This window comes from sulfur-oxidizing endosymbiont of Gigantopelta aegis (assembly GCF_016097415.1).
GTDB lineage: Bacteria > Pseudomonadota > Gammaproteobacteria > GRL18 > GRL18 > GRL18.
Genome location: NZ_JAEHGE010000001.1, coordinates 1,291,859 through 1,318,855, shown reverse-complemented (window position 1 = coordinate 1,318,855; position 26,997 = coordinate 1,291,859). Strand labels below are relative to the sequence as shown.

The window sequence follows — 26,997 nt, the reverse complement described above, 5'->3', positions numbered from 1 at the left end:
AGCGCCAGCCTTTTGCTCAACATAATCAACGATTTCTTTTAAGGTTTGCATTTCAGCTAAATCATTCTGATCCAGTTCAGGCAAATTAGGGAATTTACTGGTCATCGCACCGAGGATTTCAACACGCTTAATGGAGTCAATACCGAGGTCTGCTTCCATGTTCATATTCAAATCGAGCATTTCTACCGGATAGCCGGTTTTCTCATTAACAATTTCCAACATACCTTGTTCAATTTGGGCTGAATCAATACCGCCTGATGCCACTTCGTTTACAGGCACTTCATTTGCAGGTACTTGATTTGAAAAAGCGACTGCTGCCATAGCACCCGCCTTTTGCTCGACGTAATCGACGATTTCTTTTAAGGTTTGCATTTCTGCTAAGTCATTCTGATCCAACTCTGGCAGATCGGGGAACTTCGCGGTCATAGCACCGAGGATTTCAACACGCTTAATGGAGTCAATACCTAAGTCAGCCTCCATATTCATATTCAAATCAAGCATTTCAACGGGATAGCCCGTTTTGTCTTGAACAATTTCTAACATGCCTTGTTGAATTTGAGCTGAATCAAGTCCAGATGATGTTGCTGTCGGTGCTACTGCTGTCGATACGACTTGTGTTGGCGCAGAATCTGCTTTTGCTTCGACATAATCAACAATTTCTTTCAGGGTTTGCATTTCTGCTAAGTCATTCTGATCCAATTCTGGTAACTCAGGGAACTTGGCGGTCATGGCACCGAGAATTTCAACACGCTTAATGGAGTCAATACCCAAGTCCGCTTCCATATTCATATTCAAATCAAGCATTTCAACCGGATAGCCGGTTTTATCTTGCACAATTTCTAGCATACCTTTTTGGATAGTCGCTGAATCTAAGCCCTTAGTCACTGTCTGGGGAGTGCTTTCAATGTTGGCGCTAGCAGTGAATACTGTTTTAGCCATTGGCTCCGATGTAGCCCTTACTATTGGCGTAGATATTGGCGTAGGTATTGATGCCTGTGCTACCGGCGCAGACGTTGGAACAGCTGAGGCTGTGGTATTATTATTGGCAACGGGTGCAGAGGGTATTGACCTTGCTTGAACTGTAGTTACTTGAGCTGTAGTTTCTTGAGCTGTAGTTGCCTGAGATCCCGCCATCAAGTGATGAGTGGATTTATTAAACTCAATCTGACTTTGTAAATAGCTTTCATGGACACGTAAGGTATCTTGCTGATATTGATGCAGATCTGACATGCCCTGAGTAATATTATCTGGCACAGCTTTATTCTGAGTACCAAATTCATCCACCAGATGATGCATCATGTCAAAGAAACCATGGGAATAATCCTGCTGATTTTGCAGATACATTTCATGTGCTTTGAGAGTGGCTGATTGAGTTTGCAACCATTCTGATTGATCAAGCGTTTGGCTTACTTGGAGCAATTGTTGTTCTGGTACTGATTCAACTACAGCTTGAGTTTCAGTGACTTGATTAACGATTGGTGTTGCGATTGTTTCTACTGGTGCTTTTGTTACTGTTGCTGTCACTATAGTCGATGCCACAGCAGGAGTAGGTTCTGTGGTCTCTAGTGAAGGCTTATGCGGTAATTGCAATTTATAACCATCATTTAAAGCATCTTCAAAGGCTTTCTTAGTCGCATCACTGACATAGTTAGCACCGTTCAATCTGATATTCATGCCTGGCTTTTTAGTCACTGGCGCTTCTACATCTTTTTGATAGACATCTTTAAGATTGATATCAACGCCTGCTATTTTTAGTTGCACCAAGGCATCACGGTAGACTAGGTCACTGTTTTTCTTCGGTGTGCTATTCATGGCAATCGCTAGGTGGTTACGATCAGCTAAAATAGCACCGACTAATTTGGTCAACACATTCTTTGGACCAAATTCTACGAAAATAGTACCGCCCTGATCGGCAATATTATTAATTTCCTGGGTGAATTGTACTGAGTTAAGCATATTACGCTTAAAGCTTTCTTTAATTTTGCTCGCCGACTGAGGATATTCCTTGGCCGTGACATTAGAAAAAATCGTGGTATGTGGCTCATTAAAAGTGATCTTATCAATGGCATCAGAAAACGGCTTGTGTGCGTATTTAACTAAGGGCGAATGGAAAGCTGCCGAGACCGGCAAGGTAACGGCTGAGAAGCCGTCTTTTTTCAGGCCTTCTCTGGCCGCTTCGATTGCCTGTGTCGGACCTGCGACCACTACCTGCTTAGGTGAATTAAAATTAGCGATAGCAACGCCTTCATAATCACCTAGTTTTGCTTCAATTGCTTTAGCATCACCCATAACCGCCATCATGCTACCGGCATCATATCCGGCATCCGGTGGTGTACCCATGGCGATACTACGAGCGCGTGACAAGCTATAGAAACTTTCATCGTCAATAATACCAGCAGCCCATAAGGCCGTCAGTTCACCATAACTATGACCAGCGACAAAATCAGGTTTAAATCCTGCTTCCTGAGTCATTTTATACAAACCAGAACTCACTGAACCAACAGCAGGTTGGATATATTGTGTCAGTTTGAGTTTTTCTTCCTGCGCTTTTTTGGCTTCAGGGGTAAAGGTTTCTTCGGGGAAAACCACACGACTGATGGGGGTTGAATTGTCTTCTAGGAATTGTTGCCCCATTAGTCCAAAGGCTTCGCGCATGGGCGGATAATTGACCGTCAGATCCTTACACATATTCAAGTATTGTGAGCCCTGACCGGAGAATAAGGCCACGACCTTGGCATCCTTTGGTAAGGCTTTGGCACGATAATGAATACCTGTGGGATGATCCCAGACATCATTTGTTTGTGTTTTCAGTTGCTCAGCAGCAGTATTTAAAATACTAATTACAGCGTCTTGATCCAAGGCGACAAATCCAATACGGGCATTGTTTTCCGGTACATCACTGGCTTCGGCTTCTTGCACAAAATTATAATAAGCCTTGCCACTATCATCACTAGACAAGGCCTTTGACCATGATTCACACTTGCTAGCCAAATCCGCTGAATTGGCTGCGTTTAATACAAAAGAACGGGAAACTTTGTGCAGGCGATAATCTTTACCCGTGGTTTTATCCATTTCGGGGGCATATTCTTCCATCACAAAATGGTAGTTACTGCCACCAAAACCAAAGGAACTCACACCCGCACGACGAGGTGTATTGGAAGCATTAATCCAGGGACGAGTATCGGTATTAAGGTAAAAGGATGACTCATCCATGCCCAATTTAGGGTTTGGATTATCAATGTTAATCGTTGGTGGCAGGATCTTATGGTATAAGGCCAAGGCAGTTTTTATTATGCCCGCAGAACCTGCCGCCGTTTTGGTATGTCCAATTTGAGACTTCACACTGCCGATAGCAATATGTTGTTTTTCATGACCATCATAATCAAAGGCCAATTTTAAACCATCAAACTCTGCTGCATCACCGGCTTTGGTGCCCGTACCATGTGCTTCAACCAAATCAATGGTTTTCTTGTCAAAACCGGCCTCATCATAGGCACGGTCGATGGCCACACGCTGGCCAGTAGAGCGTGGTGCATAAATGCTTTTGAAACGGCCATCACTGGATGAGCCCACGCCTTTAATCACGGCATAAATTCGGTCATTGTCACGTTCGGCATCTTCCAGACGCTTGAGCATGACCATACCCACACCTTCACCAATAACGATACCATGTGAGTCTTCATCAAAAGGCTTAGGCACTTCACCGTCAGTGAATGCGGGTGTTTTACTAAAATTAAGGAACATGAAGGGTGAATTGTCAGTATCTACACCACCGGTGATCATGGTATTTGCCTTGTATTCAAGCAAATCACTGATCGCCATTTTCATAGCAGCGAGTGAACCGGCGCAGGCCGCATCAACGACACAGTTAGTGCCGCCTAAATCGAAACGATTAGCAACACGACCGGCAATCACATTACCCAACATACCCGGGAACGAATTCTCTACCCAGGGAATATAGGCTTTTTTCATTTTTTCGATAAGAATTTGGATATCATCTTCCGCGACACCACTACTTCTGAGCACTTTTTCCCAAACTGGGCCTTGCAGACGTGAAACCAAAGGCGTAATTAACTTTTGACCGCCTCCTACGCCTAATATCACACCGGTGTTTTCCCGGTCAAAATTACCTTCTTCATAACCACAATCTTTTAATAAATCTCTGGCAACAACCAGAGACAATAATTGTGAGGAATCAGTGACTTCAAGGATGTTCGGTGGCAAACCAAATTCCATGGGGTCAAAATCAATATCAGGAATAAAACCACCGCGTTTACTATAACTTTTATCCGGTGCAGATGGGTCAGCATCGTATAAGTCGTTGATTTCCCAACGATCCGCTGGCACATCAATAATACAATCCATCTTGCCGACAATGTTTTCCCAAAATTCATGTAAATCTCTGGATTCAGGAAAAAGCGATGCCATACCGATAATAGCAATCGGTGTTTCTTGTAATCGCGAAGCAATTTTTTTGTCGATAATATTTTTATCTTCCATTGTCAAACCTGTGTTCCAAATTAATGTACAAAATAATGGGATGAAATAATGCCAAAAGCATCCATTTCGATGAACATTCTGATCTATCGATCAGCTAACGGGTAATTTTCAAGCAAACACGCCTAATAGTCAATTCAGATGACCTAGATAATGACAAAAATCATGCAGGAATTTCATAATACTCACAAATTGTAAGCGTTTTATTATGGGAAATTTATTTGACAGGAACGCCACTTATTACATTTGACATTAAGAACCACTATCATCTTATTGTTTTCTAAAGAATTAATGTAATTATTTTACAAATTGAACAATATATATTTTTAACTCAGTATTCAGCCTAAAATTAGACTTTAAAAATCAGTTTTTAATAAATACTTATTTACAATCCCTTATAAAACACAAACCCACATCCATACAAGCGTGTTTAAAATTCCAAAATAACCCAGCATTTAAAGCTAAATAAACTGTTAATTCAACGGTTAACCTAGCTAAATAATCAGGTTAAATTATTATTATGCTGGAAACTATACCGTGACCTTTTGAGCTTATCAATGGAGGTAGCTCATTTATAGGGAAAAACCTTAGTCAAAACGGCAATAAATGGGGACACCCGCAACCTGAGCTTAAGTTAACTATTAGTTAACAAAGCAACTGATATTTCACTTGCAGTTAAATCGCTAATCAACTGATTTCTTTATTTATTCATGCTTATTCGCTATAGTATTGAGTGACCTTTCTATTTTATGAGGAAATATTTCTGGAGCCGTATCGAATAATGAAAACATCGAATAACAATGACAATAGCTATCTCCTGCCGGAGCAATTAACCAAGAAACAATTTCTGGAAACATTAAAGTCCAGCTTTATTGTCAAACCTATTGAGACTACAGCCGGCCCATTTTCTCTACTTGAAAGTTTTGAATGGAGTTTGTACGCCCATAGAATCATGGCCGTACGCACCAATAATCAAAGCATCAGCCTATGGGATGAAGCACATTTATTTGATGATGAATCAGCGCTTGAAATTGATAATATCAATGCTCGAAGTAAATTCTGGTGGGATTTTCCCGATCCGGAAGTACAACAGATTTTAAAACCTATTCTTAAATTACGTGCATTGCACCCTGTTTATCAGGGAATACTCAGAATTGAGCAACTCAATTTACAAAATGAGGATGGCAAACTATTAGTCCATTGTCAGCTTATTTCTATTTTTGACACCGAATATCCCAGAACACCGTTGATGCGCCAGGTAAAAATTTCACCCATTACCGGCTATGCAAAAGAATACAAACTTGCCAATCGATTGTTAAATCAATTAAACCCTCTAAAGCCCAGTTTATCCCCCTTAGACACTATTTTAGGTGCTATCGGCGTGATGCCCGTTCCTTTTAATATCAAGCCTCAACTCAAATTACCGGCAAAAATGCCTGCACGTACCGCTGTCAGTCACATTATCAACACAATGATCAGTAAGCAACGCATGACAGAAAAAGGCATTATCCAAGATATTGATAGCGAATTTTTACATCATTTTCGGGTGGCTATTCGCATGGTACGAGCAGCAATTGTGCAACTCAAAGAAGTTTTTCCTGCTCAGGATGTGCTTATCCTGAAAGAACGCTTTGGGAATATGGCCAGAGAAACTAATAAACTTAGGGATCTGGATGTTTTTATTATGGATAAGGCGCGTTATATGGGTTTATTGCCTGAACCCATGCGCGATGATCTCCTCCCCATGTTCACCGATTTTGAAAAAAATCGCCAAATAGAAGCCAAACGCATCAGCCGATGGATTGCAAGCCGTGCCTATCGTGATGACATTGATGAATTACAAGCGCAATTTGTTCATGGATATTCTGCTGTAGAAACAAAATGGAGTGAACGCCCCACGATTGAACTGGCGGTCAGTAAAATTCAAAAATCTTATAAAAAGATTTATCTTGCAGCAAGAAAAATTAACAGCAGCACAGCTGATGAAAAAATCCATGACATTCGTATTGATTGTAAAAAATTGCGCTATTTATTGTATTTCTTCGGTAGTGAATTTGATAAGAAAAAAATGAAGCAAGTCGCTAACCATCTTAAATCACTACAAGATAAGTTAGGTATCTTTAATGACTTAACAGTACAAGGTGACTTCTTGAGGAACTACCTAATTAATCTTGAGCATAAACCAAAAAAAGAGATCATGCTGATTGCCGCTTTAGGTGGCCTCATTTCAACCCTATACAATATGCAGGTTCAGGAAAGAGAAAAATGTATTGATGAGTTGGCAATTTTTTCCAACGAAAACAACCGCCTTCTTTTTGAGGAAACATTTGCCATGAAAAAGAAATCGGCTAAACAGCCCAAATCACGCAACAAAAAGTTTAGGAGCTAAACATGAAAATCATAGCATCCTATAGTATTAAAGGTGGTGTGGGTAAAACAGCAGCATCGGTAAATCTTGCCTATGCAGCAGCAAAAGCAGGCAATGAAACGCTTTTAATTGATCTTGACCCACAAGGCGCTTCTTCTTTTTACTTTCGTATTGGCAGCAGCAAAAATGAAAAAAGGCGATTTTTCTTTTCTCAAAAAAATCGTTTGCTAAAACAAATTCGTGGTTCGAATTATAAACGATTAGATATTTTACCGGCTAATTTGTCTTTTCGAAACTTTGATATTATGCTTAATAATATGAGTAAATCTAAAAAACGTTTAAAGGAGATGTTATCATCCCTTAAAAATGAATATGATTTAATTATTTTAGATTGTCCTCCCAATATAAACTTACTATCTGAGAATATTTTTAATGCAGCGGATATGATTTTGGTTCCAGTGATACCAACCACACTCTCTGAGCGAACTTATGAGCAATTGTTGAAGTTTTTTCGCAATAATAATTATAAACGAAAAATAATTCATCCATTTTTTTCTATGGCACAGAGTAAAAATAAATTACATCATCAAACCATTACAGAATTAGAAAAACGTCATCCTGAGTTTATGAAAAGTATGATAGCTTTTTCTACTGAAATTGAACGCATGGGTGTTCATAGAGAGCCGGTATTGGCCTATGCTGGAAAAAAGAGTGATGCTCAGGCCTATCGCACCTTATTTAATGAAATTGTATCAATTCTAGGCAAAACAAAAAACAAATGAATCATCACCATCGTTTAATGTTCAACATTAAAATAAGAAGTTATAAATCATGATTGAAATTGGTGCATTTCCTTTTTTATATAAAAAAGATAAGCTTCACATTATCCTCATTACCATCACCTCTGGTAACGCTTGGATTCTACCCAAGGGCAAGCCAGAGGATGATATGAGCAAAGCTCAAGTGGCCAAATTAGAAAGCTTTGAAGAAGCCGGGATCAGAGGAAAAATCATTGATAAGAAGTTAAGAGAAGAGTTTAAGCGTGATGATGGCGGCACACTGATAATTTACCCTCTGCATATTGAAAAGGTATTGGATAAATGGCAGGAACAAAGTTTTCGGAAACGTAAATTAGTCAGCATTAAAGAGGCATTGGAGATGGTCACAAAAACAGAATATCTCGCTGCAATTGAATATTTCTCCGATGCAGACTTCATCAAAAAATTTAAACATAAGTCTTGATGCGCCGCTTTAAAACGCATATTTGCCTGGTTGGACAAAATGAAGAGTTGAATATTCCCCCTTCTCTTCATCCGGGCTTCAAACCGGATAAGATTCTACTCATTTTTAGCTCATGGCATAAAGAAAAATCACGAAACTTATCACTCATTTTCAATCATCATCAAATACAAACACAATTTATAGAAATCACTGATAAACGTGAGCCTAAAACAATTGTGCAACGTATCGAAGAGCTTATTATTGAGCAACTCAAGCAATCCCCTGATGATAAAAATGCACTGGCACTGAATATCACTAGTGGTAGCCAATTACTCAGCTTGATCTGCCATGAGCTTTTTGAAAAATATCAATTGCCGGTTTTTTATGTCAACAAAGAAACCGATGTACTACATTTTCTACCTTTAATCTCAGGGCATTCCTATCAATTTCATCTGGATGATCGGCTGAAGATTTTTGATTATTTATTAGCCTATGGCATCAAGGCAATTCCACCTTCTATACCTAATCGAGAAACAAGCAAGGCGCATATCACACTTTGTCAGACACTCATTGAGGGTATCGAACAATATCAAAAACCACTGGGCAAGTTTAATTATTATGCTGCCCGAACCGATAAATCGTTTCAGGTGACGATCAAGCATAGTGACTTAAAAGATCACGAGTTTGTTTCTATGATTTATTTATTCAGTCATTTAAAAATCATTGATTTTAATGGTAGCCAACTTAATTTCAAGAATGAAACTGAGCGTTTCTTTTGTAATGGTGGTTGGCTGGAAGAATATGTATTTTTGGAACTCACAGCCTTAAAACAACAGCTTTTGATTCAGGATATTTATATAGGCTTGGAAATTGAACTACCCGGCGGTAGCAAAAATGAATTGGATATTTGTTTTATGGCCAATAATCGCTTTTATCTCATCGAATGCAAAACAAAAAAATATTCAGGACATACTGCGGGGAATAACACTTTATATAAGCTGGACACTTTGAAACATTATGGCAGCACTCAATCCAAAGCGATGTTGATCAGCTATCATAAATTAACAAATTCAAATCGCCGTCGTGCCAGCGATTATCAGCTGAGTATTATTTCTGCACACAAATTGAAACAGTTAAAAAAACACATTGTTCAATGGGTAGAGGAAGCCTAGCAACTTTCTCCCTACAAATGAACATTCCAAGCTTATATGGTACTAACCTTGGCGATAAAAATTCTGCTTTTGAGATTTATTGTCACCCTGAGCTTTACTAGCAGGCTTTCTTCTTCGCGATGATTGGTTTGCTCCGGCTTTTGCTCCAGAGCTTGCAGCAGAATTTGCACTACCGCCAGTACGTTTTTGACCACTCACATGACGTTTATTCTTACCTGTGGGCTTATGTCCACGAGCATTTTCACCCGAACGCTGGCCATCACTATGCCCTGTTCTTGGTTTTTTAGGCTTTTTAGATTTGTTATGTTTAGCCGGGCTGCGTAAATTGGAAGCTGGTAAATCGTGAACCGGATCAAAACCTTCAATATACTCACGCTCCAATACTTGCTGTATTAAGCGTTCAATATCACTGAGCAGTTTAAATTCATCTGCACTGACCAATGAAACAGCTTCACCCGTTGCTCCGGCACGGCCTGTACGACCGATACGGTGTACATAGTCTTCTGGGACATTGGGTAAATCAAAGTTCACTACATGAGGTAGTTGTTCAATATCCAATCCACGTGCTGCAATATCAGTGGCCACTAAAACTTGCACTGCACCACGCTTAAAGTTTGCCAATGCTTTGGTACGAGCTGCCTGACTTTTATTACCATGAATAGCAGCGGACTTAATCCCATAGTCTTCCAGATAACGTGCAAGCTTATTTGCACCATGTTTGGTTTTGCTAAAAACTAATACTTGTTCCCAGCGGTTTTGACTAATGAGATGCATCAATAAAGCCGGCTTTTGCTTTTTATCCACCGGACAAATCCATTGTTTGACTAATTTCACCGTGGTGTTACGTGGACTTACTGAAATTTCAACCGGGTTATTAATCATTCCCTTGGCTAAATTACGAATATCATCGGAAAAAGTCGCCGAAAACATCAGATTTTGACGTTTCTTCGGTAAAAAAGAAATAATCTTACGAATGTCGTGAATAAAGCCCATATCCAACATGCGATCCGCTTCATCCAATATTAATACTTCCAAATCATCAAAACGCACTGCATTCTGATTATACAAATCCAATAAACGTCCCGGTGTGGCGACTAAAATATCAACCCCTTTTCTGAGTTTAATCATTTGCGGGTTAATTTTCACACCACCAAAAACCACCGTGGAGCGTAAGGGTAGATACTTACCATAAGTGACGACACTATTTTCTACCTGAGCGGCTAATTCACGAGTAGGCGTCAAAACCAATGCGCGAGCCTGATTTCCCCTTGCCCGTGAACCGTTTGATAATATTTCCAATAGCGGTAAAGTAAAGCCCGCTGTTTTGCCTGTCCCTGTTTGTGCCGCAGCCATTACATCCTTGCCTTCAATGACAGCAGGAATTGCCTGTGCCTGAATTGGTGAAGGAGTGTCATAGCCTTGATCGGCTATGGCTTCAAGAATTGGTGCTGATAGGCCAAGTGAGGTAAAGCTCATAGAATTTTCTCTTCGATATAAAAACGTTTATTTTTCTGCTACTTGCAAAGATTTGAACCGCTATAACGCGGGGCGTGTAGCTTACAGGATATTGGCTTTAAATACCATTAAAATGAAGCACCGCCTAATAAATAGTGAGCATCATGATAAATCCACCGATATGAGGCCTCAAAAAGGCCAATATTCTTGTAGAACACGTTAATTTACGATAAGTTAGCAAGCACGTAAAAAATTAAGACAAACAACTAACAATAAATGGGAAACCTATATGTTTCAATTGGTGAAAAGGCATTCGACTCTAAATAAAATGGTTATTTTAGGCATCATTCTCGGTATTACCTTCGGTATTATCTTACCCGAAATAGCCTTACAACAAAAAGTCATCGGAACAGCCTTTGTTAGTCTGTTAAAAATGTTAGTTGTACCCTTGGTCTTTGCTTCTATTTTTGCAGCCGTATCTGGCCTAGGCACTTTAGAGCAATTAAAGAATATTGGCCTGAAAACCATTTTTCTTTACCTACTCACCACTGCCCTATCAGTTTTTTTAGCAATCATCATGATGAATATTTTTAACATCGGTGAAGTAGTTTCTGTCCAAGGCCTCAATTATGACAAAGCGTCAGAGATTGATGAGTTTTCTGGTAGCGCCATGATGTTGAGTTTTATTCCTACTAATATTTTTCAAGCACTGGCCACTGGTGACTTAATGAAGGTCATTGTTTTCGGTGTTTTATTAGGTGTGGCCACATTGTTTCTTGATAAAAAAGAACACATGTTGTTATTGGATTTTTCCACCGCAGTCAGTAATGCCATGTTAAAAATTGCCGAATGGATCATCAAACTCACCCCTATCGGTGTTTTTAGTTTAATCAGTTATGTTGTCGCTGAGCAAGGCATAGATGTCATTATTGGTCTTTGGAAATACATGCTAGTCGTAATAGCCGTCTTACTCATTCATGGTCTTATTACCCTACCCACAATTCTCATGTTACTGACTCGTATTAATCCCTATCGTTATTTAAAAGACATAAAAGAAGTGCCCTTAATGGCTTTTTCCACCGCTTCCAGCGCCGCCACATTGCCGGTTAGCATGAAAGTTGTCCAAGAAAAAGGTGGTGTCAGCCGTGAAAGTGCTGCCTTTGTACTACCATTAGGAGCAACAGTATCGATGGATGGTACAGCGGCTTACCTGACCATTGCCGTCATGTATATTGCCAATTTATCAGGCGTTGTTTTAGGTTTTGGCGACCAGGTTTTATTAGGTATTACCGTAGTGGCATTAAGTGTAGGCGTTGCCGCCTTGCCCAGTGCTTCACTCGTCATGATGGTCGTTATTTTGCATGAAATAGGCTTATCAGTAGAATATCTGGCATTAATCGTCGCCGTTGACAGAATACTGGATATGGCTCGCACCTCACTCAATGTGACCTCAGATATGGTAGTCACAAAGACTGTCGATATTCTTAGTAAAAAAACAACCTAAAGCAATTTACCTTTTCACGTGTAGGATGTGGTGAGGCACGAACCGCATCAATTGACGAAAGGTAAGGATACCTGACAAGATCGGACGCATGGGCAATTTCCAATGTGATAATAATATGGCGTTTTAGTCAACACCAATTATCAGGAATTTTTCCCTTTTTTTTGATCTTTATTTCGATTTATTTCAGGTGGGGTAGATAATCCTAAAGGACTTCGGAATGAGTTGAACCTACTGCAACCGCCTTATGCACTGAATCTTAAGGATTTTCCAGAACATTTTGACTTCACCCGTAGGGTGACTACGAATAAAGGCGACATTTATCCTGACACATGGGGGTTTTCAGCTGACGACCAAATTGTCCACGAGCAAATGTTGGTTATGTTTTTACATTTCAATGAAGTGAAATTTACTTGCTTTTTTTAATGTGCGGTATATACTAAATGATATACATCAAAATAAGGAAAAACACCATGGATGCCCAAATAGCCAAAATTTTCATGAATGGTCGCAGTCAAGCTGTACGTTTACCTAAGGAATATCGTTTTGATACTGATGAAGTATACATTACAAAGCAAGGACAAAATATCATAATTTCTGCAAAAAAACCTACATGGGATGATTTCTTTGACTCTAAATCTAGTTTTGATGATGATTTTTTAAAAGATAGATTGGATACCTTGCCACAAGAACGGAATTTCGATTGATGTATATGCTCGACACAAATATTTGTATTTATGTTTTAAAAAAACATTCAGACAAACTACGGCATAAATTTAAGGTCACTAAAAATATTTGCATATCTTCAATAACGTATGGTGAATTGTGCTTTGGCATTGAAAATGGAGATAGATCAAAACGTGAGGCTCGATGGGATGAACTTAACTTTTTTACTCAACGATTACTTATTGACTCTTGGGATGAGGAAGCTGCCAAACATTATGGTGCTATAAGATCAATACTTAAAAAACAAGGTACCCCAATTGGAAATAACGATTTACTAATTGCAGCACATGCAAGAAGCTTGGGGCATATAATAGTTACAAATAATGTTGGTGAATTTAGCAGGGTTCCCAATCTTATTGTGGAGAACTGGATCTCTGAATAGAGAGGCTCAAACATAACAAGTAATTGACTAGTTTTCGTTTAATCATCACATACTTTTAATTTTTACTCAATATGATCCTTGAAAGCTAGCAATTCATTTCCAGATAACACTCAACCAAGTGTAATATAAAGCTGATGTGTCAACACTTTTCCGGACAGTTTTCTAAATATTTTTTTGGCTGTTTCAAGTGATTTTTGTCATTTTGTATTTCCTATCATTTTAGTTTCTCATGTTAACTTTAAACAGATGAAGAGAAAGGGCTTTGCCCTCTGGAACGATAGAGCCGTTCCATTCACCCAAGGTATTTTCACAACGGTAATGATCCTGTTACAATATCTTCACGGCACAGGCTGAGGAGCCGATGGCCGTCAACGGTAATGGGCGGCATTTATGTCGCCTTTTACCCCTCTTCAATCAATCGATTTAAGCTATTTCCTGCTGTATTTCATAATCGACTGGTGACAAATAATCATTAGCCGAATGAAGTCGCTCCCGATTATAAAATACCTCAATATATTCAAATATTGCCTGCTTTGCTTCTACTCTGGTTTTGAATCGACAATGGTGCGTCAATTCAGTTTTCAAACTATGAAAGAAGCTCTCTGATACAGCATTGTCCCAGCAATTTCCTTTGCGGCTCATAGACTGAATTATGTTATGATCCGACAATATTTTTCTATGACTATCAGAGGCATATTGGCTACCTCGGTCAGTATGCCAAAGCAATCCATCCATTGGTTTACGCTTCCATATGGCCATCAGTAAAGCATCATTGACTAGCTTGGCTTTCATTCGCTCATCCATCGACCAGCCAACAATTTGCCTAGAGAATAAGTCAATGACAACCGCTAAATATAACCAGCCTTCCTTGGTGGCAATATAGGTAATATCACCCACATAGTAGCGATCAGGTTGAGAGACAGTAAACTCTCTTTCCAGTAAATTTGGAGATATACGCTTATTATGCTTGGAATTAGTCGTCGCTTTAAAGCGTCTCTTCGTTTTACAAAACAAACCGGCTTTTTTCATTAATCGACCAATTCTCCGGCGGCTTATATGAACGCCTTTTTCAGCCAGTTTTCTTTTAAGACGACGGGTTCCATAAGTCTTGCGACTGTCTTCAAACAGTTTTTTAGCTGCTCAGTAAGCGCTTCATTTTCTTTCTCTCTATCCGTTTTAGGAGAGCTAACCCAATCATAATAGCAACTACGGGAAACATCCATAAACGGCACAGAATCGTTACCGGGTAATCTTTAGCCTGATCAGTTATCCATGCGTACTTCACAAAGTTTCCCTTGCAAAGTACGCTGTGGCCTTTTAATAAATCACGCTCCTGAATCACTTTTGCCAATTCTTTTTCAGACGTTTTACTTCATCATAAATGTGTTCATCACTTCTATTGGCTACCGTCTTCACCGGTTTGGAATATTTACTGATCCAGGTATGTAGAGTATTTACATTAACACCTAGCTCCCTGGCAGTCTGAGAAACGGGTTGATCCGTCTCATTAGCTAATTTGACAGCTGATTCTTTAAATTCTGATGTATAGCTTTTATTCGGTTTTTTGTTTGATCATTCATTTTAGGTCACACTTTTTATCTTTTAGTTATTTTAAGTTGTGTGTCCGGTTAAGTATAGCCACATTAAGCTTATGGAAAAACTGAACATTTATAAACACCTATCATTTAATAAGCCATAAGCAATTTAAACCTAACGAACAATAGCATGATACTCATCAACAAAATTTAACAAAGAACTATCAACTATCTTAACCGCCCCATCCAACAAATGACAGCGCCCACTACCAGGAAGTATATTACATAAATTTCGTAGTGTATCCAGATCATCCATTGACGCATGACCCGCATCTATTTTATTTAACAACTGAGAAAGGTAAAAGGTTCCGGTCTTGCAGGATGGGCATTGTCCGCAAGATGCATGTGCAAAGAAGTTCACATATTCAGTTACACGTTTCACTATACCCGTGCCTTCTGCAAGCACAATCATTGCACCAGTCCCCAAACTCAAACCATGTTCCTGTACAGTATCAAAATCTAGGGCAATATCAATATCATCTTCGGTGAGCAGACTACTGGATGCGCCACCAATAAAGACAGCTTTTAAGGGCTTATTCTCCAACAGGCCATTGCCATGCTGAAAGATGAGTTGTGATAAGGGAGTGCCCATGGCTAATTCATAAACACCGGGGTTTAACACATCACCACTGAGACAAAATAGTTTTGTCCCCGTGCTATTTCCCAAGCCTAAAGCTTGAAACCACTTTGCCCCCTTACGTAAAATATGCGGTATATGCGCCAGTGTTTCGATATTGTTGATCAAAGTGGGGCAAGCATGAACGCCCGACAATGCAGGATAAGGTGGTTTACCTCGAGGGAAAGGAAACTTGCCTTCAACGGATTCAATCGCAGCGGTTTCCTCACCACCAATATAGTGACCTGAGCTGGCCATTACTTGAATCGATAAGGCTTGTCCTAGACTACTTTCAACTTGTGAAAAATACGGACTATTCTGCCATTGTGCAACGGCTATTCGCACGTTTTCTAATGATGCACTCTGATCGGGATTGATATAAAAGACAATTTTATTAATGCCATTTGCCAAGGCCGCTATTAATGCGCCTTCGATGACCTGATGAGGCGCATGGGTCAGTAGGTAAGCATCTTTAAATGTGCCCGGTTCGTCTTCATTGCCATTGCAGATAAGATATTTGTCGGGGTTTGCAACTTGTGCAGCGACCACCTGCCATTTTTTATAACTAGGAAAACCACTGCCTCCCATGCCTCTTAAATCAGCGTCTTTAATTTTGCTAAGAATGCTATCCACTTGGGCGAGTGCATTTTCGAGCCCTTCGCCACCATTGCCTGCTAACCACTCATCCAATTGTAAGCCCAGTGATTTTGGGTGCAATAAAACACGATTGAGTGGTGATTCATTCATGTTTTTTCATCACTTTTTAAATCGCTATTTGGCTCACTTTTTAGATAGTGAGGTGTATCATATAAGGCGTATTCAGGAAATAATAGGGGCGTTTTTATTTTTGCTGATTGTTTGTGCTGTATTAATTCTCGACGAAATTTCTCCACATGCTCAATGCCAACGTATTGCTGTTCGCGCATTCCTTGTCCTTTGTTTGCCGCATGATAGCCAGCTCGACGACCGAAACTAATAACGTCTAATAAGGCATTACCCATTAAACGGTTGCGACCATGAATACCACCGCTGACTTCGCCCACACAATATAAACCAGGCACTGATGATAAGCCATTGGTGTCGATGACAACGCCACCATTTTGATAGTGCAAGGTAGGATAGACCAGCATCGGTGTCTGACAAATATCGATATTACTTTTTAAGCCTAATTGTACTAATTTGGGAAAACGCTTTTTTAAGATGCCGGGCTTTCTGGCTTCAAGACCTGGCGTATCTAGCCAGACGCCTTTTAATGATTCATCATCATCTAAAGCACGATGAATGCCTCGGCCTTCCCGACACTCTTTAATGATGGCGGCAGCGACAACGTCTCTTGGTTTTAGCTCATCGATAAAGCGTTCACCTAGGGCATTTATTATGTAAGCACCTGACGAACGTAAGCCTTCGGTAATGAGTGTGCCGGATAGATGTTGTGGGTAAGCAATGCCGGTAGGATGATATTGAAAAGAATCTAAGTCTCTGAGCTTTGCCCCTAAGCGATAGGCTAAAACCAAGCCATCACCGGTTGCACCAAAATGATTTGAAGTGGGAAATTGATTTATATGCAAGCGCCCAATACCACCCGTGGCAATAATGACGGCACGGGCTTTTATTTGCACTAAACGGTTTTCTTTTAGCAGACTCAGCATCGCTCCTGCACATTGTCCTGATTCATTACTTAAGAGTTCAATGGCAGGGCTATAGTCTTTCACTTCTACTGAGCTATTGACCACCGCCTCACGTAATACGCGCATCATTTCAAGACCTGTATAGTCACGGAAAAACACCACTCGATTTGCGGTCGTGCCCCCTGCTTGCCGGGTGAGTAAATCACCCGCATTATCCAGGTCAAATTGCATTCCCTGCTGAATAAGCCAATCGATTGTTTCTGGCCCATCCAGGACTAATTGTTTTAATAATTCTTTTTCGGCTTCTTGGTGTCCTGCCTTATAGGTATCATTGAAATGTGCTTGCGGGGTATCGTCTTTTTCAACGGAGGCCTGAATCCCTCCTTCTGCCATGACCGTATTACTATCCCCTAAACGTAGCTTTGTGGCCAAAATAACTTTTGCACCTGCTCTATCAGCCATTAATGCCGCAGCACAACCTGCGCCACCACCGCCAATGATCAGGATATCCGTTTCTTCAATATTGGCTGCGGCCAGATCAGAGGCTTCAATACGAGCATTTGCCTGTAATAAATCAGCAATTTGTTGATGGCAAGCTTCACCCGTATTTGCACCAATTTGTAGCTTGGTCATTGTTTGATGTTGCTGATCGGGGTGATATTCAGCCAGTAGACTTTCTTCATCCAGAGGCTTATTAAAAGCGGGAAAGTCAGTTTTGTCGTGATAGTTTTGCAGTGCTTGTGCGTAACTGAAGCCGGTTTGTTGGTTTTTTTTCTGGTCTTTATATAGGCTCATAGCTTTTCATCCAGCGCATCAATATCAACACTTAATTCACCTGAGCGGATGGCTTGTATTTGTTGAGTGAGATTAGCAGGTCGGGTGTTAAAATGGCTTGTTACTCGTCGTGCAAATAAACCCACATGATTTGGTTCAATATTTTCCGGACAACTGCTGACACATAAATTGCACATCACACAGTCCACAAAAAGCGCACTGGCTTGCTTAAATTCACCTTTTACGGCCAGTGTTACACTTTGCTCAACATCAATGTTTTTTGGACAAGCGCGATTGCAACCACCGCAATAGCGACAATTTTTTGCTTCTGGGAATATACGCAGGAATTCGTTATGCACGACCAATGGATTGTTGATTTGGGATAAATCATAGTGGTGCTGAGTAAGTGTTTCAAAGGATGAAAAAAACACTTCCATGCCCTCTTCAACTAATAACTGACAGCCTAATTCCATACTTAGTTCTGGCTCACCTATGCGGCGAACCATCACCGAACATGAACCACAGACGCCATCCAGACAACCCACACCAAGCACTTGTGAATAACCTGCATGCCAAAGTGCTTGAATAACCGACAGGTTATTGGGTGCAGTGATCGCTTTGGCATTGATGGTCAGACTGACATTTTTTTCATCAATGCCAGTATTATTTTGCTGAGATTTTGGAATATTCGTGTGCTCATGTCTTATTGATTATGGTTTTTATCAATATTATGCCCTGAATCCGTTTTACAGGGAATAAGCAATTTACTTACAATGAGCCTGAATATAAGCTCTTGAGTCAGCGTGGGCAGATAAAGCCATACCCATCCTACTATTTTATACTTAATTATAGACACTCGCCTACAGATTCAGGCGCACAGATCCGACCATCGGTCCAAGTGGCATTGCCCAATTTGGCTTGAATCAAAATAGCACCTTGCAAGTTAGCACCGCGTAGATTGGCGCCACGCAAGTCTGCATCGAGTAAATTGACCTTTTTCATATTCGCCAACATCAAATTGGCATTTTGCAGGTTAACCGCATGCATATGTGCGCCTTCAAGGTTGATCAGCATCATATTTGCGCCCTTGAAGTTGGACATTTGTAAGATAGAGTGTGACAAATTAGCTCTTTGTAAATCAGCACCATCAAGACGCATGGTAGTCATCGAGGAACCATTCATGTCAACGCCTGCGAGTTTTGCACCAATACGTACTGCTGATGTGCATTGGGTTTCTGGTTCAAATTCACACCGTGTGTTGACATCTGTTAGGGAGTTAACATCATCGGTCCAGGCATTAGCATTAGAAATAAAACTGCTGGCTGATGTGTCAACACTTTTCCGGACAGTTTTCTAAATATTTTTTTGGCTGTTTCAAGTGATTTTTGTCATTTTGTATTTCCTATCATTTTAGTTTCTCATGTTAACTTTAAACAGATGAAGAGAAAGGGCTTTGCCCTCTGGAACGATAGAGCCGTTCCATTCACCCAAGGTATTTTCACAACGGTAATGATCCTGTTACAATATCTTCACGGCACAGGCTGAGGAGCCGATGGCCGTCAACGGTAATGGGCGGCATTTATGTCGCCTTTACCCCTCTTCAATCAATCGATTTAAGCTATTTCCTGCTGTATTTCATAATCGACTGGTGACAAATAATCATTAGCCGAATGAAGTCGCTCCCGATTATAAAATACCTCAATATATTCAAATATTGCCTGCTTTGCTTCTACTCTGGTTTTGAATCGACAATGGTGCGTCAATTCAGTTTTCAAACTATGAAAGAAGCTCTCTGATACAGCATTGTCCCAGCAATTTCCTTTGCGGCTCATAGACTGAATTATGTTATGATCCGACAATATTTTTCTATGACTATCAGAGGCATATTGGCTACCTCGGTCAGTATGCCAAAGCAATCCATCCATTGGTTTACGCTTCCATATGGCCATCAGTAAAGCATCATTGACTAGCTTGGCTTTCATTCGCTCATCCATCGACCAGCCAACAATTTGCCTAGAGAATAAGTCAATGACAACCGCTAAATATAACCAGCCTTCCTTGGTGGCAATATAGGTAATATCACCCACATAGTAGCGATCAGGTTGAGAGACAGTAAACTCTCTTTCCAGTAAATTTGGAGATATACGCTTATTATGCTTGGAATTAGTCGTCGCTTTAAAGCGTCTCTTCGTTTTACAAAACAAACCGGCTTTTTTCATTAATCGACCAATTCTCCGGCGGCTTATATGAACGCCTTTTTCAGCCAGTTTTCTTTTAAGACGACGGGTTCCATAAGTCTTGCGACTGTCTTCAAACAGTTTTTTAGCTGCTCAGTAAGCGCTTCATTTTCTTTCTCTCTATCCGTTTTAGGAGAGCTAACCCAATCATAATAGCAACTACGGAAACATCCATAAAACGGCACAGAATCGTTACCGGGTAATCTTTAGCCTGATCAGTTATCCATGCGTACTTCACAAAGTTTCCCTTGCAAAGTACGCTGTGGCCTTTTTAATAAATCACGCTCCTGAATCACTTTTGCCAATTCTTTTTCAGACGTTTTACTTCATCATAAATGTGTTCATCACTTCTATTGGCTACCGTCTTCACCGGTTTGGAATATTTACTGATCCAGGTATGTAGAGTATTTACATTAACACCTAGCTCCCTGGCAGTCTGAGAAACGGGTTGATCCGTCTCATTAGCTAATTTGACAGCTGATTCTTTAAATTCTGATGTATAGCTTTTATTCGGTTTTTTGTTTGATCATTCATTTTAGGTCACACTTTTTATCTTTTAGTTATTTTAAGTTGTGTGTCCGGTTAAGTATAGCCACATTACATTACCGTTGTGAAAATACTTGGGTGAATGGAACGGCTCTATCGTTCCAGAGGGCAAAGCCCTTCTTCATCTGTTTAAAGTTAACATGAGAAACTAAAATGATAGGAAATACAAAATGACAAAATCACTTGAAACAGCCAAAAAATATTTAGAAAACTGTCCGGAAAAGTGTTGACACTCAAAATGACAAAATCACTTGAAACAGCCAAAAATATTTGAAACTGTCCGAAAAGTGTTGACACATCATTCAGTACAAGTTTATTATGAAGATACCGATCATTCTGGTGTAGTCTATCATGCAAACTATCTCAAATATTTTGAACGTGCCTGAGAAGATGTGATTGGCATCGAGGTGCTCAGGACTTATGGCACAAGCGAGGTATCGGTTTTGCTGTCTATGCCACTGAATTAGGCTATTTTGATGGCGCTGAGTTTGGTGATTTGCTGGATATTCGTTCTAGTATTGAAATGGATGGTGACTACAAACTCATTTGGCATCAGGATGCCTGGCGACCAATGCAAAAAAAGCAGCGGTTAAATCACGTCTCGAACTGGTTTGTCTTGATAAACAAAAAACTTACTACCCATCCTTGACATTGTTAAACTCAATTTTACTTGAAACTAGAAATTCTGTTTGTAAAGATACTCTAAGCTATTGTTTTTGTAAATCTTATCCACGTTAAAACCCGCTATATTAAAAAGGACGAATATTAGGTGTTAACCCTGACCATCCTAAGTCAATAGGCAATATTGAAATTTGTAACTTCTCAATAAGTCTGTGCATTTAAACAGCACAAACTTTACCTTTCAGCAACTCAGGCAGATATGGGATCAAATTTCTCTTGCTGATCCGGTCATTAATAAAATCCCAGAATGAAATTCCTTGTTTCAAACAAGTTTTCTTTAAACTGACAAAGTATCTCTGCAAAGTTGCCCATCCTTTGAGCGTGTACTACCACTAATTTTACGCTTAATAACATATTCTCGAATATCATTTTCACTCAAATTATTATGAAGAGGAATATCAGGCCGTTCAATACCAGCAGTAATTCTGTTTTATTTCTTGCCAATCGTTTCAGTGCCTGATTCAACGTTTCAAAGCTTGTTTTAGTCCGGCACAATTCATCAAAATGTTCAGCAATCGCTGACTTCAACGGATCATCTGGCTCAAGTTTATATTGTTTGAGATCATAAAATAGTTCCCAAATCTGAGTATGTACCAGTTCAGTTCTTTATCATGTCGCTCATTGAGTGGTAGTATCCGCTGAAACACTCTGTCTGCATGTATCCAACATAATGCGTGCAACAAAATATCAAATTGTCCTGCATCATCACTCACAATCACCAAATCACTTGGAAAGCCACTGTTAATTAATGCCCCCAGTAAGCGCCTTCTGTGGCAATGCGAACATGCCGTTGTGTTATGATACTATTGTTCTGCAGATAGTATTTCAGGCTTCTTCATTATCAAAGCAAGTCTGATGACTTTGTTCAATAACGCTCAATGGCTTGTGAGGTAATTTTTCTGCTCTCATATAATCAAGTGCTGCATCGTTGAGCGTATAATCAACAGCAGCACTCGTAACAATTGTAGAAAATTAATCCGGCTCTTATATCGAGTACTTGAAAACCAGGCAAGGTTTCATTGCCAACGTGAGTACAATAACCATTCTTTCCATCATGACGACTACCCGTATCATCAACATGGATATAAGTACTATTGTTGATACCGGCAGTTAGCAATGTATTTTTTCAGTATGAAAATGGTCTTTGTCATGGATTAAAATCTCATTGATCTGACCCGTTGAAATATCAAAACCTAATTCTGTTAATTGTTGTATTATCAATGGCTGAGTCACTCTCTGGTGATAATATTGATAAACGATATAACTCTGTAATGTATGGCCAAAATGTCCTATATGTGTATCAAAGCTCAATTTTCCTATACAGGTATCACCATCGGGTGTTTTATAGCGAGCCAATCGATAACGAGTATTGAAAGGCTTAATCAGCAGCTCCTGAACAAAATAATCCTGATACCCTAAAAAACGTGAATGTTCTGGCAGGTTATCTGGTTTGATAACGGTGGTTTTATGAATAGCCAATTTCTTCTTTCGTTTACGACTTTTACTAGTCCCATTTCCTGAGTTGTTTTTCTTGCTTCCTGAATGACCTGTCGGATTATCATTGTCATCATCCTTTGGCAATTTACTGGCTCTTATTTTAGGCTTTGGAGGTAGCTTTTTAAGCTTAGCAACTTCTGTTTTAAGGGCATCGATTTCAACCTGTTGGTTTTGAATGATTTCCTGTTGTTGCTCCATGAAAGCAAGGAGTAATCGGACTACCGGTGTCTTTTCTTCTTCAGGTATCTCTGGAATTGGAGGTAATTTTTTCACTATAATCAATACAGGTTGTTTTCAATAAAACAATTGTATCATGGCTTTTTAAGGCTCTTTAGTTTGCCCTGTGTTGATCAAACTCCCTCTCAGTTAAGATAATATTCAAAAATATTCTATTTCGATCTGAGACAGATCGACAGGATCATTTATAGGGATAAATTACATGGGGCAGTGAAAATGCAATTTTTGTCCTCTAAAATGCTGTCAAGACTTTTTTTGTTTTTATTTCAAGTTTTGCACAGACTTATTGAGAAGTTACTGAAATTTAACATAAGTTATTGTTTTATATTGATTTAAAAATTTCAAATAAAAAAGCGAACAAAAAATAAGCAAATTATAGACAGCGCAATGGTAGCCTTATTCTGCTGTAGTTATTCAAACTTATCAACAAAGTTATCCACAGGCTCTGTGGATTATATGTAAGAATTATGACAGTCAAAATTATTTGCCCCAGATAGATAATTATCATATTTCTAGCAGATGAAATAACACTGAATTCTCTGTTTTAGTGACGACAGCCGCACACCTTTTTATTTGCTCTCTTGAGCAATTCACGTATGACTTCACAGTTTAAATAAAAATCATCTCTAACTGCACTTACACCCTCACTTTATGCTTTCTTTCCATGTTATCTTAAAAATTGATTAATCATGAGGCACGAACAATGAAGTCATTACATCAAGCACTTAATTTTTTCTTAGATAAGGCAATCTTATTCCTGATAAGTGTAGTATTCATTTTTGTCATGACTTCAAGTGCAGATGCCAATAACTTAGGCATGTCCACACCGAAAAAATTAAGCTTAATTACCCCAAAAGGGACTGGAAATGACAATAATGGGGGTAATAACGGCGGCGGCAAGCAGTTAAAAACCACCATGACTTGTGCCAACCCAATCTGGAAAGAGGCTGACTTTAATAGTGTCTATCACGTGGGTCCCGGACAAACTTATACCACACCCAACGATGTTCCCTGGGAAGATATTACTCCCAGTAGCCTGATAAAAATTCATTGGCGTGCTGAGGCCTATAGAAATAAATGGGTGATTAATACCAATGCCACTCAGCAAGAGCCTGTGATCGTGCTGGGTGTGCCTGATAATGGCCGTTTGCCGGTAATTTCCGGAGAAAATGCCACCACTCGACTCGCTTTAGATTATTGGAATGAAGGACGTTCACTGATTAAAATTGGCGCAGCCAGTATTCCCCGTGGTAATAATGCCGCTTATATTACTGTCGCCTGTTTAGACTTAAAGAGTGCCAAACCCAATTATAGTTTTAAAAATGATAGCGGCTCTACTTCAAGTTATTCATCCAATGCTGCGGCAATTCATATTGAACAAGGCGAATATATCAGCATCAGAAATAATGCAATTCATGATGCCAGCAATGGTATCTTCAGCACATCACAAACAGCCAACATTCTCATTAGTAGCAATCATATTTGGGATAATGGTATCAATGGCAGTATCTATCAACATAATAGTTATACCGAAAGTCTGGGAATCACTTTTGAATACAATTATTATGGCCCTCTTTGTAGTGGTTGTCTGGGTAACAATTTAAAAGATCGTTCTGCTGGCACAGTCATCCGCTACAACTGGATAGAAGATGGTAATCGTCAATTGGATCTAGTGGAATCTGATTATGCTACCTTCGTGAATAATCCCTTGTATAGAACAACCTATGTTTACGGTAATTTATTAACCGAACATGAAGGCCAGGGCAATCGTCAAATTGTGCATTATGGTGGTGACGGTGGTGATCGCAGTATGTACCGTAAAGGCACATTATATTTTTTCCACAATACCATTTATTCTGACCGCTCCAGAAATACCTTATTCGCCTTATCCAGTAATGATGAAAATGTTGATATGCGTAATAATATTATTGCCGGTGCGGACTTCGCTATTCTCGATTCAAAAGGCATTGTCAACATGACCAATAATTGGCTAACATCTGGCTGGGTCAACTCACATAGCAGCTTGATAGGTAGTGTCAATGCCTCTGGCACGATTCAAGGTCTGGACGCGGGTTTTAGCAATATCAGTAGTAATAATTTTTATTTAAAATCTGGAGCAGGTGCTATTGGTCAGGCAGGATCTTTAAGCAACTCCAGCCATCCTATTTTATGGGAGTTCAAAATACCGAGCAATGGCATTGAACGTGATTCAAATGATGACTTAGGTGCGTTTAATTTTTAACACGATACTTTTAATATAAGCTTTTACACAAATATTAATATTATTTTTTCTTCGAAAAATTTATACTAGCAATTCTATATTCGGAGAAAAACAATGATCGATCAGCTTCCCCCGCTAGACCTCTGGCAGCATTTTATAAAATTCTGTGACACGCCTCGTCCCAGCAAACATGAAGCAGCAATTATTGCCTACATCCATCAACAAGGGGTTGAGAATAAAGTCATTGTTGAACATGATGCCATCGGCAATATTTTACTCCGAGTTCCTGCAATACGTGGTCATGAAAATGCAGACATTATTGCCTTACAATGCCATGTTGATATGGTGACACAGGCCAATAGTGATAGCAGTCATGATTTTTTAAATGATGCCTTACAATTACAAATCACTGATGGTTGGTTACATGCAATAAATACCACCTTAGGTGCAGATAATGGTATTGGCTGTGCAGCGATGTTAGCCTTAATGACCGATAAAAGTCTTCAACATGGTCCATTGGAATTATTATTCACCGTTGATGAAGAAGCCGGTATGGGTGGTGCTTTTGGCTTGCAAGAAAATTGGTTGCAAGCAAAAAAATTACTCAACCTCGACACAGAAGAAGAAGGTGAAATTTATATAGGCTGTGCCGGTGGTGTCGATATTAATGCCAGCCGGTCATTAGCCTGGCAATCAGCCTCAGGTGAAGCCGTTGAGATCAGTTTGACCGGCTTAACCGGAGGCCATTCGGGGGTTGACATTCACCTGAACCGTGCTAATGCCAATGTTTTATTAGCACAAGAATTATTATCTATTAGCCAAACCTATGCACTGCAATTAGTCAGCTTTCATGGTGGCAGTTTACGGAATGCAATTCCCAGAGAAGCCTTCGTCACTGTTTTTACCCACGATGCAAAAGCGCTCATTAATGCCATTAACACTCGTAATCAAACACTCAAACAACTTTACCATCATCGTGAAAAAGAGTTATTATTAACTGCCCAATTAAAAGATAATTTATCAAAAAATAAAATCAATCAATCCCTAACGGAAAATCAAAGCACATCCCTACTGAGCTTTATTGCTTCTCATCCTAATGGCGTTATAAAGTATTCTGACGATCTACCCGACATCGTTGAAAGCTCCAATAATCTTGGCGTGATTAATCTTGAATCAGGTGGTTCATTGCAACTACTCAATTTATGTCGTAGTGCAAGCAACGATGAACGTGATGCGCAGGCCTATCGAATTGCACAATATCAACAACAATTTTCTATGCAGGTTGAAATTGACGGAGCCTACCCAGGATGGCAGCCTAATCGTGAGAGCCCATTATTAAAAGATGCATTAAATTTATACCTTTCATTGTTTAATAAAGAGGCCAGTATTCAAGTTATTCATGCCGGACTTGAGTGTGGTTTACTTTCGAACACTTACCCCGATTGCGATATCATATCTTTTGGCCCAACCATTACTGGCGCACACTCTCCACGAGAAAGGGTCAACATCGATAGCGTCGATAAATTCTGGTTATTTCTAACCGAATTCATTTCCAAATTGACAAAATAATAAATTACTATCTTTCTATATTTTCTATGATAGAATCAACGTTATACAAATATAAATACATTAACTTATTGCTT

The 26,997-nt window shown here is 39.6% G+C and carries 20 protein-coding genes and 4 pseudogenes; 10 read left to right on the top strand and 14 right to left on the bottom strand.

What is annotated here, in order from left to right:
- Positions 1–30 precede the first annotated feature (30 nt).
- Positions 31–4,500: pseudogene (locus JEU79_RS28415) on the bottom strand (beta-ketoacyl synthase N-terminal-like domain-containing protein); the annotation flags it as partial.
- Between the two features lie 778 nt (positions 4,501–5,278).
- On the opposite strand from JEU79_RS28415, the gene JEU79_RS06770 reads away from it, so the two are divergent.
- The 4 genes from JEU79_RS06770 to JEU79_RS06755 are packed head-to-tail and all read left to right on the top strand — an operon-like array spanning position 5,279 to position 9,258.
- Positions 5,279–6,886 carry a CHAD domain-containing protein gene (locus JEU79_RS06770; protein ID WP_198263488.1) on the top strand — a complete coding sequence of 536 codons (1,608 nt, stop codon included), beginning with the start codon at positions 5,279–5,281 and terminating at the stop codon, positions 6,884–6,886.
- 2 nt (positions 6,887–6,888) lie between these two features.
- Positions 6,889–7,647: a ParA family protein gene (locus JEU79_RS06765; protein WP_198263487.1), complete on the top strand. Its 759-nt coding sequence runs from the start codon at positions 6,889–6,891 to the stop codon at positions 7,645–7,647.
- A gap of 49 nt (positions 7,648–7,696) precedes the next feature.
- Entirely contained in the window at positions 7,697–8,107 is a 411-nt protein-coding gene (locus JEU79_RS06760; protein WP_198263486.1) for an NUDIX hydrolase, read from the top strand.
- The gene (locus JEU79_RS06755) at positions 8,107–9,258 is read left to right on the top strand and encodes a Card1-like endonuclease domain-containing protein (protein ID WP_246540530.1); all 1,152 of its coding nucleotides are present in this window, start codon (positions 8,107–8,109) and stop codon (positions 9,256–9,258) included. The genes JEU79_RS06760 and JEU79_RS06755 overlap by 1 nt, the downstream gene beginning before the upstream one ends.
- A gap of 42 nt (positions 9,259–9,300) precedes the next feature.
- On the opposite strand, the gene JEU79_RS06750 is transcribed toward JEU79_RS06755, so the two are convergent.
- On the bottom strand, positions 9,301–10,734 hold the full coding sequence (locus JEU79_RS06750; RefSeq protein ID WP_198263484.1) for a DEAD/DEAH box helicase: 1,434 nt from the start codon (positions 10,732–10,734) through the stop codon (positions 9,301–9,303).
- A gap of 268 nt (positions 10,735–11,002) precedes the next feature.
- Between JEU79_RS06750 and JEU79_RS06745 the strand changes: the two genes are divergently transcribed.
- The 3 genes from JEU79_RS06745 to vapC all read left to right on the top strand — a co-directional run bounded on the left by JEU79_RS06745 (position 11,003) and on the right by vapC (position 13,322).
- Positions 11,003–12,217 carry a dicarboxylate/amino acid:cation symporter gene (locus JEU79_RS06745; RefSeq protein WP_198263483.1) on the top strand — a complete coding sequence of 405 codons (1,215 nt, stop codon included), beginning with the start codon at positions 11,003–11,005 and terminating at the stop codon, positions 12,215–12,217.
- A 470-nt stretch (positions 12,218–12,687) separates the two neighbouring features.
- The gene (locus JEU79_RS06740) at positions 12,688–12,921 is read left to right on the top strand and encodes an antitoxin (RefSeq protein ID WP_198263482.1); all 234 of its coding nucleotides are present in this window, start codon (positions 12,688–12,690) and stop codon (positions 12,919–12,921) included.
- Positions 12,921–13,322 carry a type II toxin-antitoxin system tRNA(fMet)-specific endonuclease VapC gene (vapC, locus tag JEU79_RS06735; RefSeq protein WP_198263481.1) on the top strand — a complete coding sequence of 134 codons (402 nt, stop codon included), beginning with the start codon at positions 12,921–12,923 and terminating at the stop codon, positions 13,320–13,322. The genes JEU79_RS06740 and vapC overlap by 1 nt, the downstream gene beginning before the upstream one ends.
- A 423-nt stretch (positions 13,323–13,745) precedes the next feature.
- Here the strand turns inward: vapC and JEU79_RS06730 are convergent.
- The 6 genes and pseudogenes from JEU79_RS06730 to JEU79_RS28410 form a co-directional block, all read right to left on the bottom strand.
- A pseudogene (locus JEU79_RS06730) lies at positions 13,746–14,891 on the bottom strand (IS3 family transposase); the annotation flags it as partial.
- Between the two features lie 141 nt (positions 14,892–15,032).
- Positions 15,033–16,280, bottom strand: a complete 1,248-nt coding sequence (locus JEU79_RS06725) for a complex I 51 kDa subunit family protein (protein WP_198263480.1) — start codon at positions 16,278–16,280, stop codon at positions 15,033–15,035.
- Positions 16,277–17,956 (bottom strand): FAD-dependent oxidoreductase, encoded by a 1,680-nt coding sequence (locus JEU79_RS06720; protein ID WP_198263479.1) that lies wholly within the window; start codon positions 17,954–17,956, stop codon positions 16,277–16,279. The genes JEU79_RS06725 and JEU79_RS06720 overlap by 4 nt, the downstream gene beginning before the upstream one ends.
- The gene (locus JEU79_RS06715; protein ID WP_343075006.1) at positions 17,953–18,570 is read right to left on the bottom strand and encodes a 4Fe-4S dicluster domain-containing protein; all 618 of its coding nucleotides are present in this window, start codon (positions 18,568–18,570) and stop codon (positions 17,953–17,955) included. The genes JEU79_RS06720 and JEU79_RS06715 overlap by 4 nt, the downstream gene beginning before the upstream one ends.
- A 211-nt stretch (positions 18,571–18,781) precedes the next feature.
- Positions 18,782–19,144, bottom strand: a complete 363-nt coding sequence (locus JEU79_RS06710; RefSeq protein WP_281401053.1) for a pentapeptide repeat-containing protein — start codon at positions 19,142–19,144, stop codon at positions 18,782–18,784.
- 404 nt (positions 19,145–19,548) lie between these two features.
- A pseudogene (locus tag JEU79_RS28410) lies at positions 19,549–20,695 on the bottom strand (IS3 family transposase); the annotation flags it as partial.
- 310 nt (positions 20,696–21,005) lie between these two features.
- Between JEU79_RS28410 and JEU79_RS27390 the strand changes: the two are divergent.
- Positions 21,006–21,456, top strand: a pseudogene (locus JEU79_RS27390) (YbgC/FadM family acyl-CoA thioesterase).
- Between the two features lie 101 nt (positions 21,457–21,557).
- Here JEU79_RS27390 and JEU79_RS26180 read toward each other — a convergent pair.
- The 6 genes from JEU79_RS26180 to JEU79_RS26155 form a co-directional block, all read right to left on the bottom strand.
- Entirely contained in the window at positions 21,558–21,701 is a 144-nt protein-coding gene (locus JEU79_RS26180; RefSeq protein ID WP_246540643.1) for a hypothetical protein, read from the bottom strand.
- Positions 21,677–21,778: a hypothetical protein gene (locus tag JEU79_RS26175; RefSeq protein WP_246540062.1), complete on the bottom strand. Its 102-nt coding sequence runs from the start codon at positions 21,776–21,778 to the stop codon at positions 21,677–21,679. Before JEU79_RS26175 ends, JEU79_RS26180 begins: the two co-directional genes overlap by 25 nt.
- Positions 21,775–21,927, bottom strand: coding sequence for a hypothetical protein (locus tag JEU79_RS26170; RefSeq protein ID WP_246540059.1), 153 nt, complete (start codon positions 21,925–21,927; stop codon positions 21,775–21,777). The genes JEU79_RS26175 and JEU79_RS26170 overlap by 4 nt, the downstream gene beginning before the upstream one ends.
- Complete coding sequence (locus JEU79_RS26165) at positions 21,924–22,112, bottom strand: hypothetical protein (RefSeq protein ID WP_246540057.1); 189 nt, start codon at positions 22,110–22,112, stop codon at positions 21,924–21,926. Before JEU79_RS26165 ends, JEU79_RS26170 begins: the two co-directional genes overlap by 4 nt.
- A 227-nt stretch (positions 22,113–22,339) precedes the next feature.
- On the bottom strand, positions 22,340–22,516 hold the full coding sequence (locus JEU79_RS26160) for a hypothetical protein (protein WP_246540055.1): 177 nt from the start codon (positions 22,514–22,516) through the stop codon (positions 22,340–22,342).
- Positions 22,510–23,169 carry a hypothetical protein gene (locus JEU79_RS26155; protein ID WP_198265641.1) on the bottom strand — a complete coding sequence of 220 codons (660 nt, stop codon included), beginning with the start codon at positions 23,167–23,169 and terminating at the stop codon, positions 22,510–22,512. Before JEU79_RS26155 ends, JEU79_RS26160 begins: the two co-directional genes overlap by 7 nt.
- Positions 23,170–23,836: 667 nt before the next feature.
- On the opposite strand from JEU79_RS26155, the gene JEU79_RS06680 reads away from it, so the two are divergent.
- Positions 23,837–25,375: a polysaccharide-degrading enzyme gene (locus tag JEU79_RS06680; RefSeq protein WP_198263477.1), complete on the top strand. Its 1,539-nt coding sequence runs from the start codon at positions 23,837–23,839 to the stop codon at positions 25,373–25,375.
- Positions 25,376–25,468: 93 nt separating this feature from the next.
- The gene (pepD, locus tag JEU79_RS06675) at positions 25,469–26,923 is read left to right on the top strand and encodes a beta-Ala-His dipeptidase (RefSeq protein ID WP_198263476.1); all 1,455 of its coding nucleotides are present in this window, start codon (positions 25,469–25,471) and stop codon (positions 26,921–26,923) included.
- Positions 26,924–26,997: the final 74 nt, after the last annotated feature.

What these genes read in the sequence shown, in the direction of transcription:
- JEU79_RS06770 (WP_198263488.1), top strand. Translation starts at nt 5,279, where the DNA reads ATGAAAACATCGAATAACAATGACAATAGCTATCTCCTGCCGGAGCAA.
- JEU79_RS06750 (WP_198263484.1), bottom strand. Translation starts at nt 10,734, where the DNA reads ATGAGCTTTACCTCACTTGGCCTATCAGCACCAATTCTTGAAGCCATA.
- pepD (WP_198263476.1), top strand. Translation starts at nt 25,469, where the DNA reads ATGATCGATCAGCTTCCCCCGCTAGACCTCTGGCAGCATTTTATAAAA.
- JEU79_RS06725 (WP_198263480.1), bottom strand. Translation starts at nt 16,280, where the DNA reads ATGAATGAATCACCACTCAATCGTGTTTTATTGCACCCAAAATCACTG.
- JEU79_RS06680 (WP_198263477.1), top strand. Translation starts at nt 23,837, where the DNA reads ATGAAGTCATTACATCAAGCACTTAATTTTTTCTTAGATAAGGCAATC.
- JEU79_RS06755 (WP_246540530.1), top strand. Translation starts at nt 8,107, where the DNA reads ATGCGCCGCTTTAAAACGCATATTTGCCTGGTTGGACAAAATGAAGAG.
- vapC (WP_198263481.1), top strand. Translation starts at nt 12,921, where the DNA reads ATGTATATGCTCGACACAAATATTTGTATTTATGTTTTAAAAAAACAT.
- JEU79_RS06760 (WP_198263486.1), top strand. Translation starts at nt 7,697, where the DNA reads ATGATTGAAATTGGTGCATTTCCTTTTTTATATAAAAAAGATAAGCTT.
- JEU79_RS06720 (WP_198263479.1), bottom strand. Translation starts at nt 17,956, where the DNA reads ATGAGCCTATATAAAGACCAGAAAAAAAACCAACAAACCGGCTTCAGT.
- JEU79_RS06765 (WP_198263487.1), top strand. Translation starts at nt 6,889, where the DNA reads ATGAAAATCATAGCATCCTATAGTATTAAAGGTGGTGTGGGTAAAACA.
- JEU79_RS06745 (WP_198263483.1), top strand. Translation starts at nt 11,003, where the DNA reads ATGTTTCAATTGGTGAAAAGGCATTCGACTCTAAATAAAATGGTTATT.
- JEU79_RS06740 (WP_198263482.1), top strand. Translation starts at nt 12,688, where the DNA reads ATGGATGCCCAAATAGCCAAAATTTTCATGAATGGTCGCAGTCAAGCT.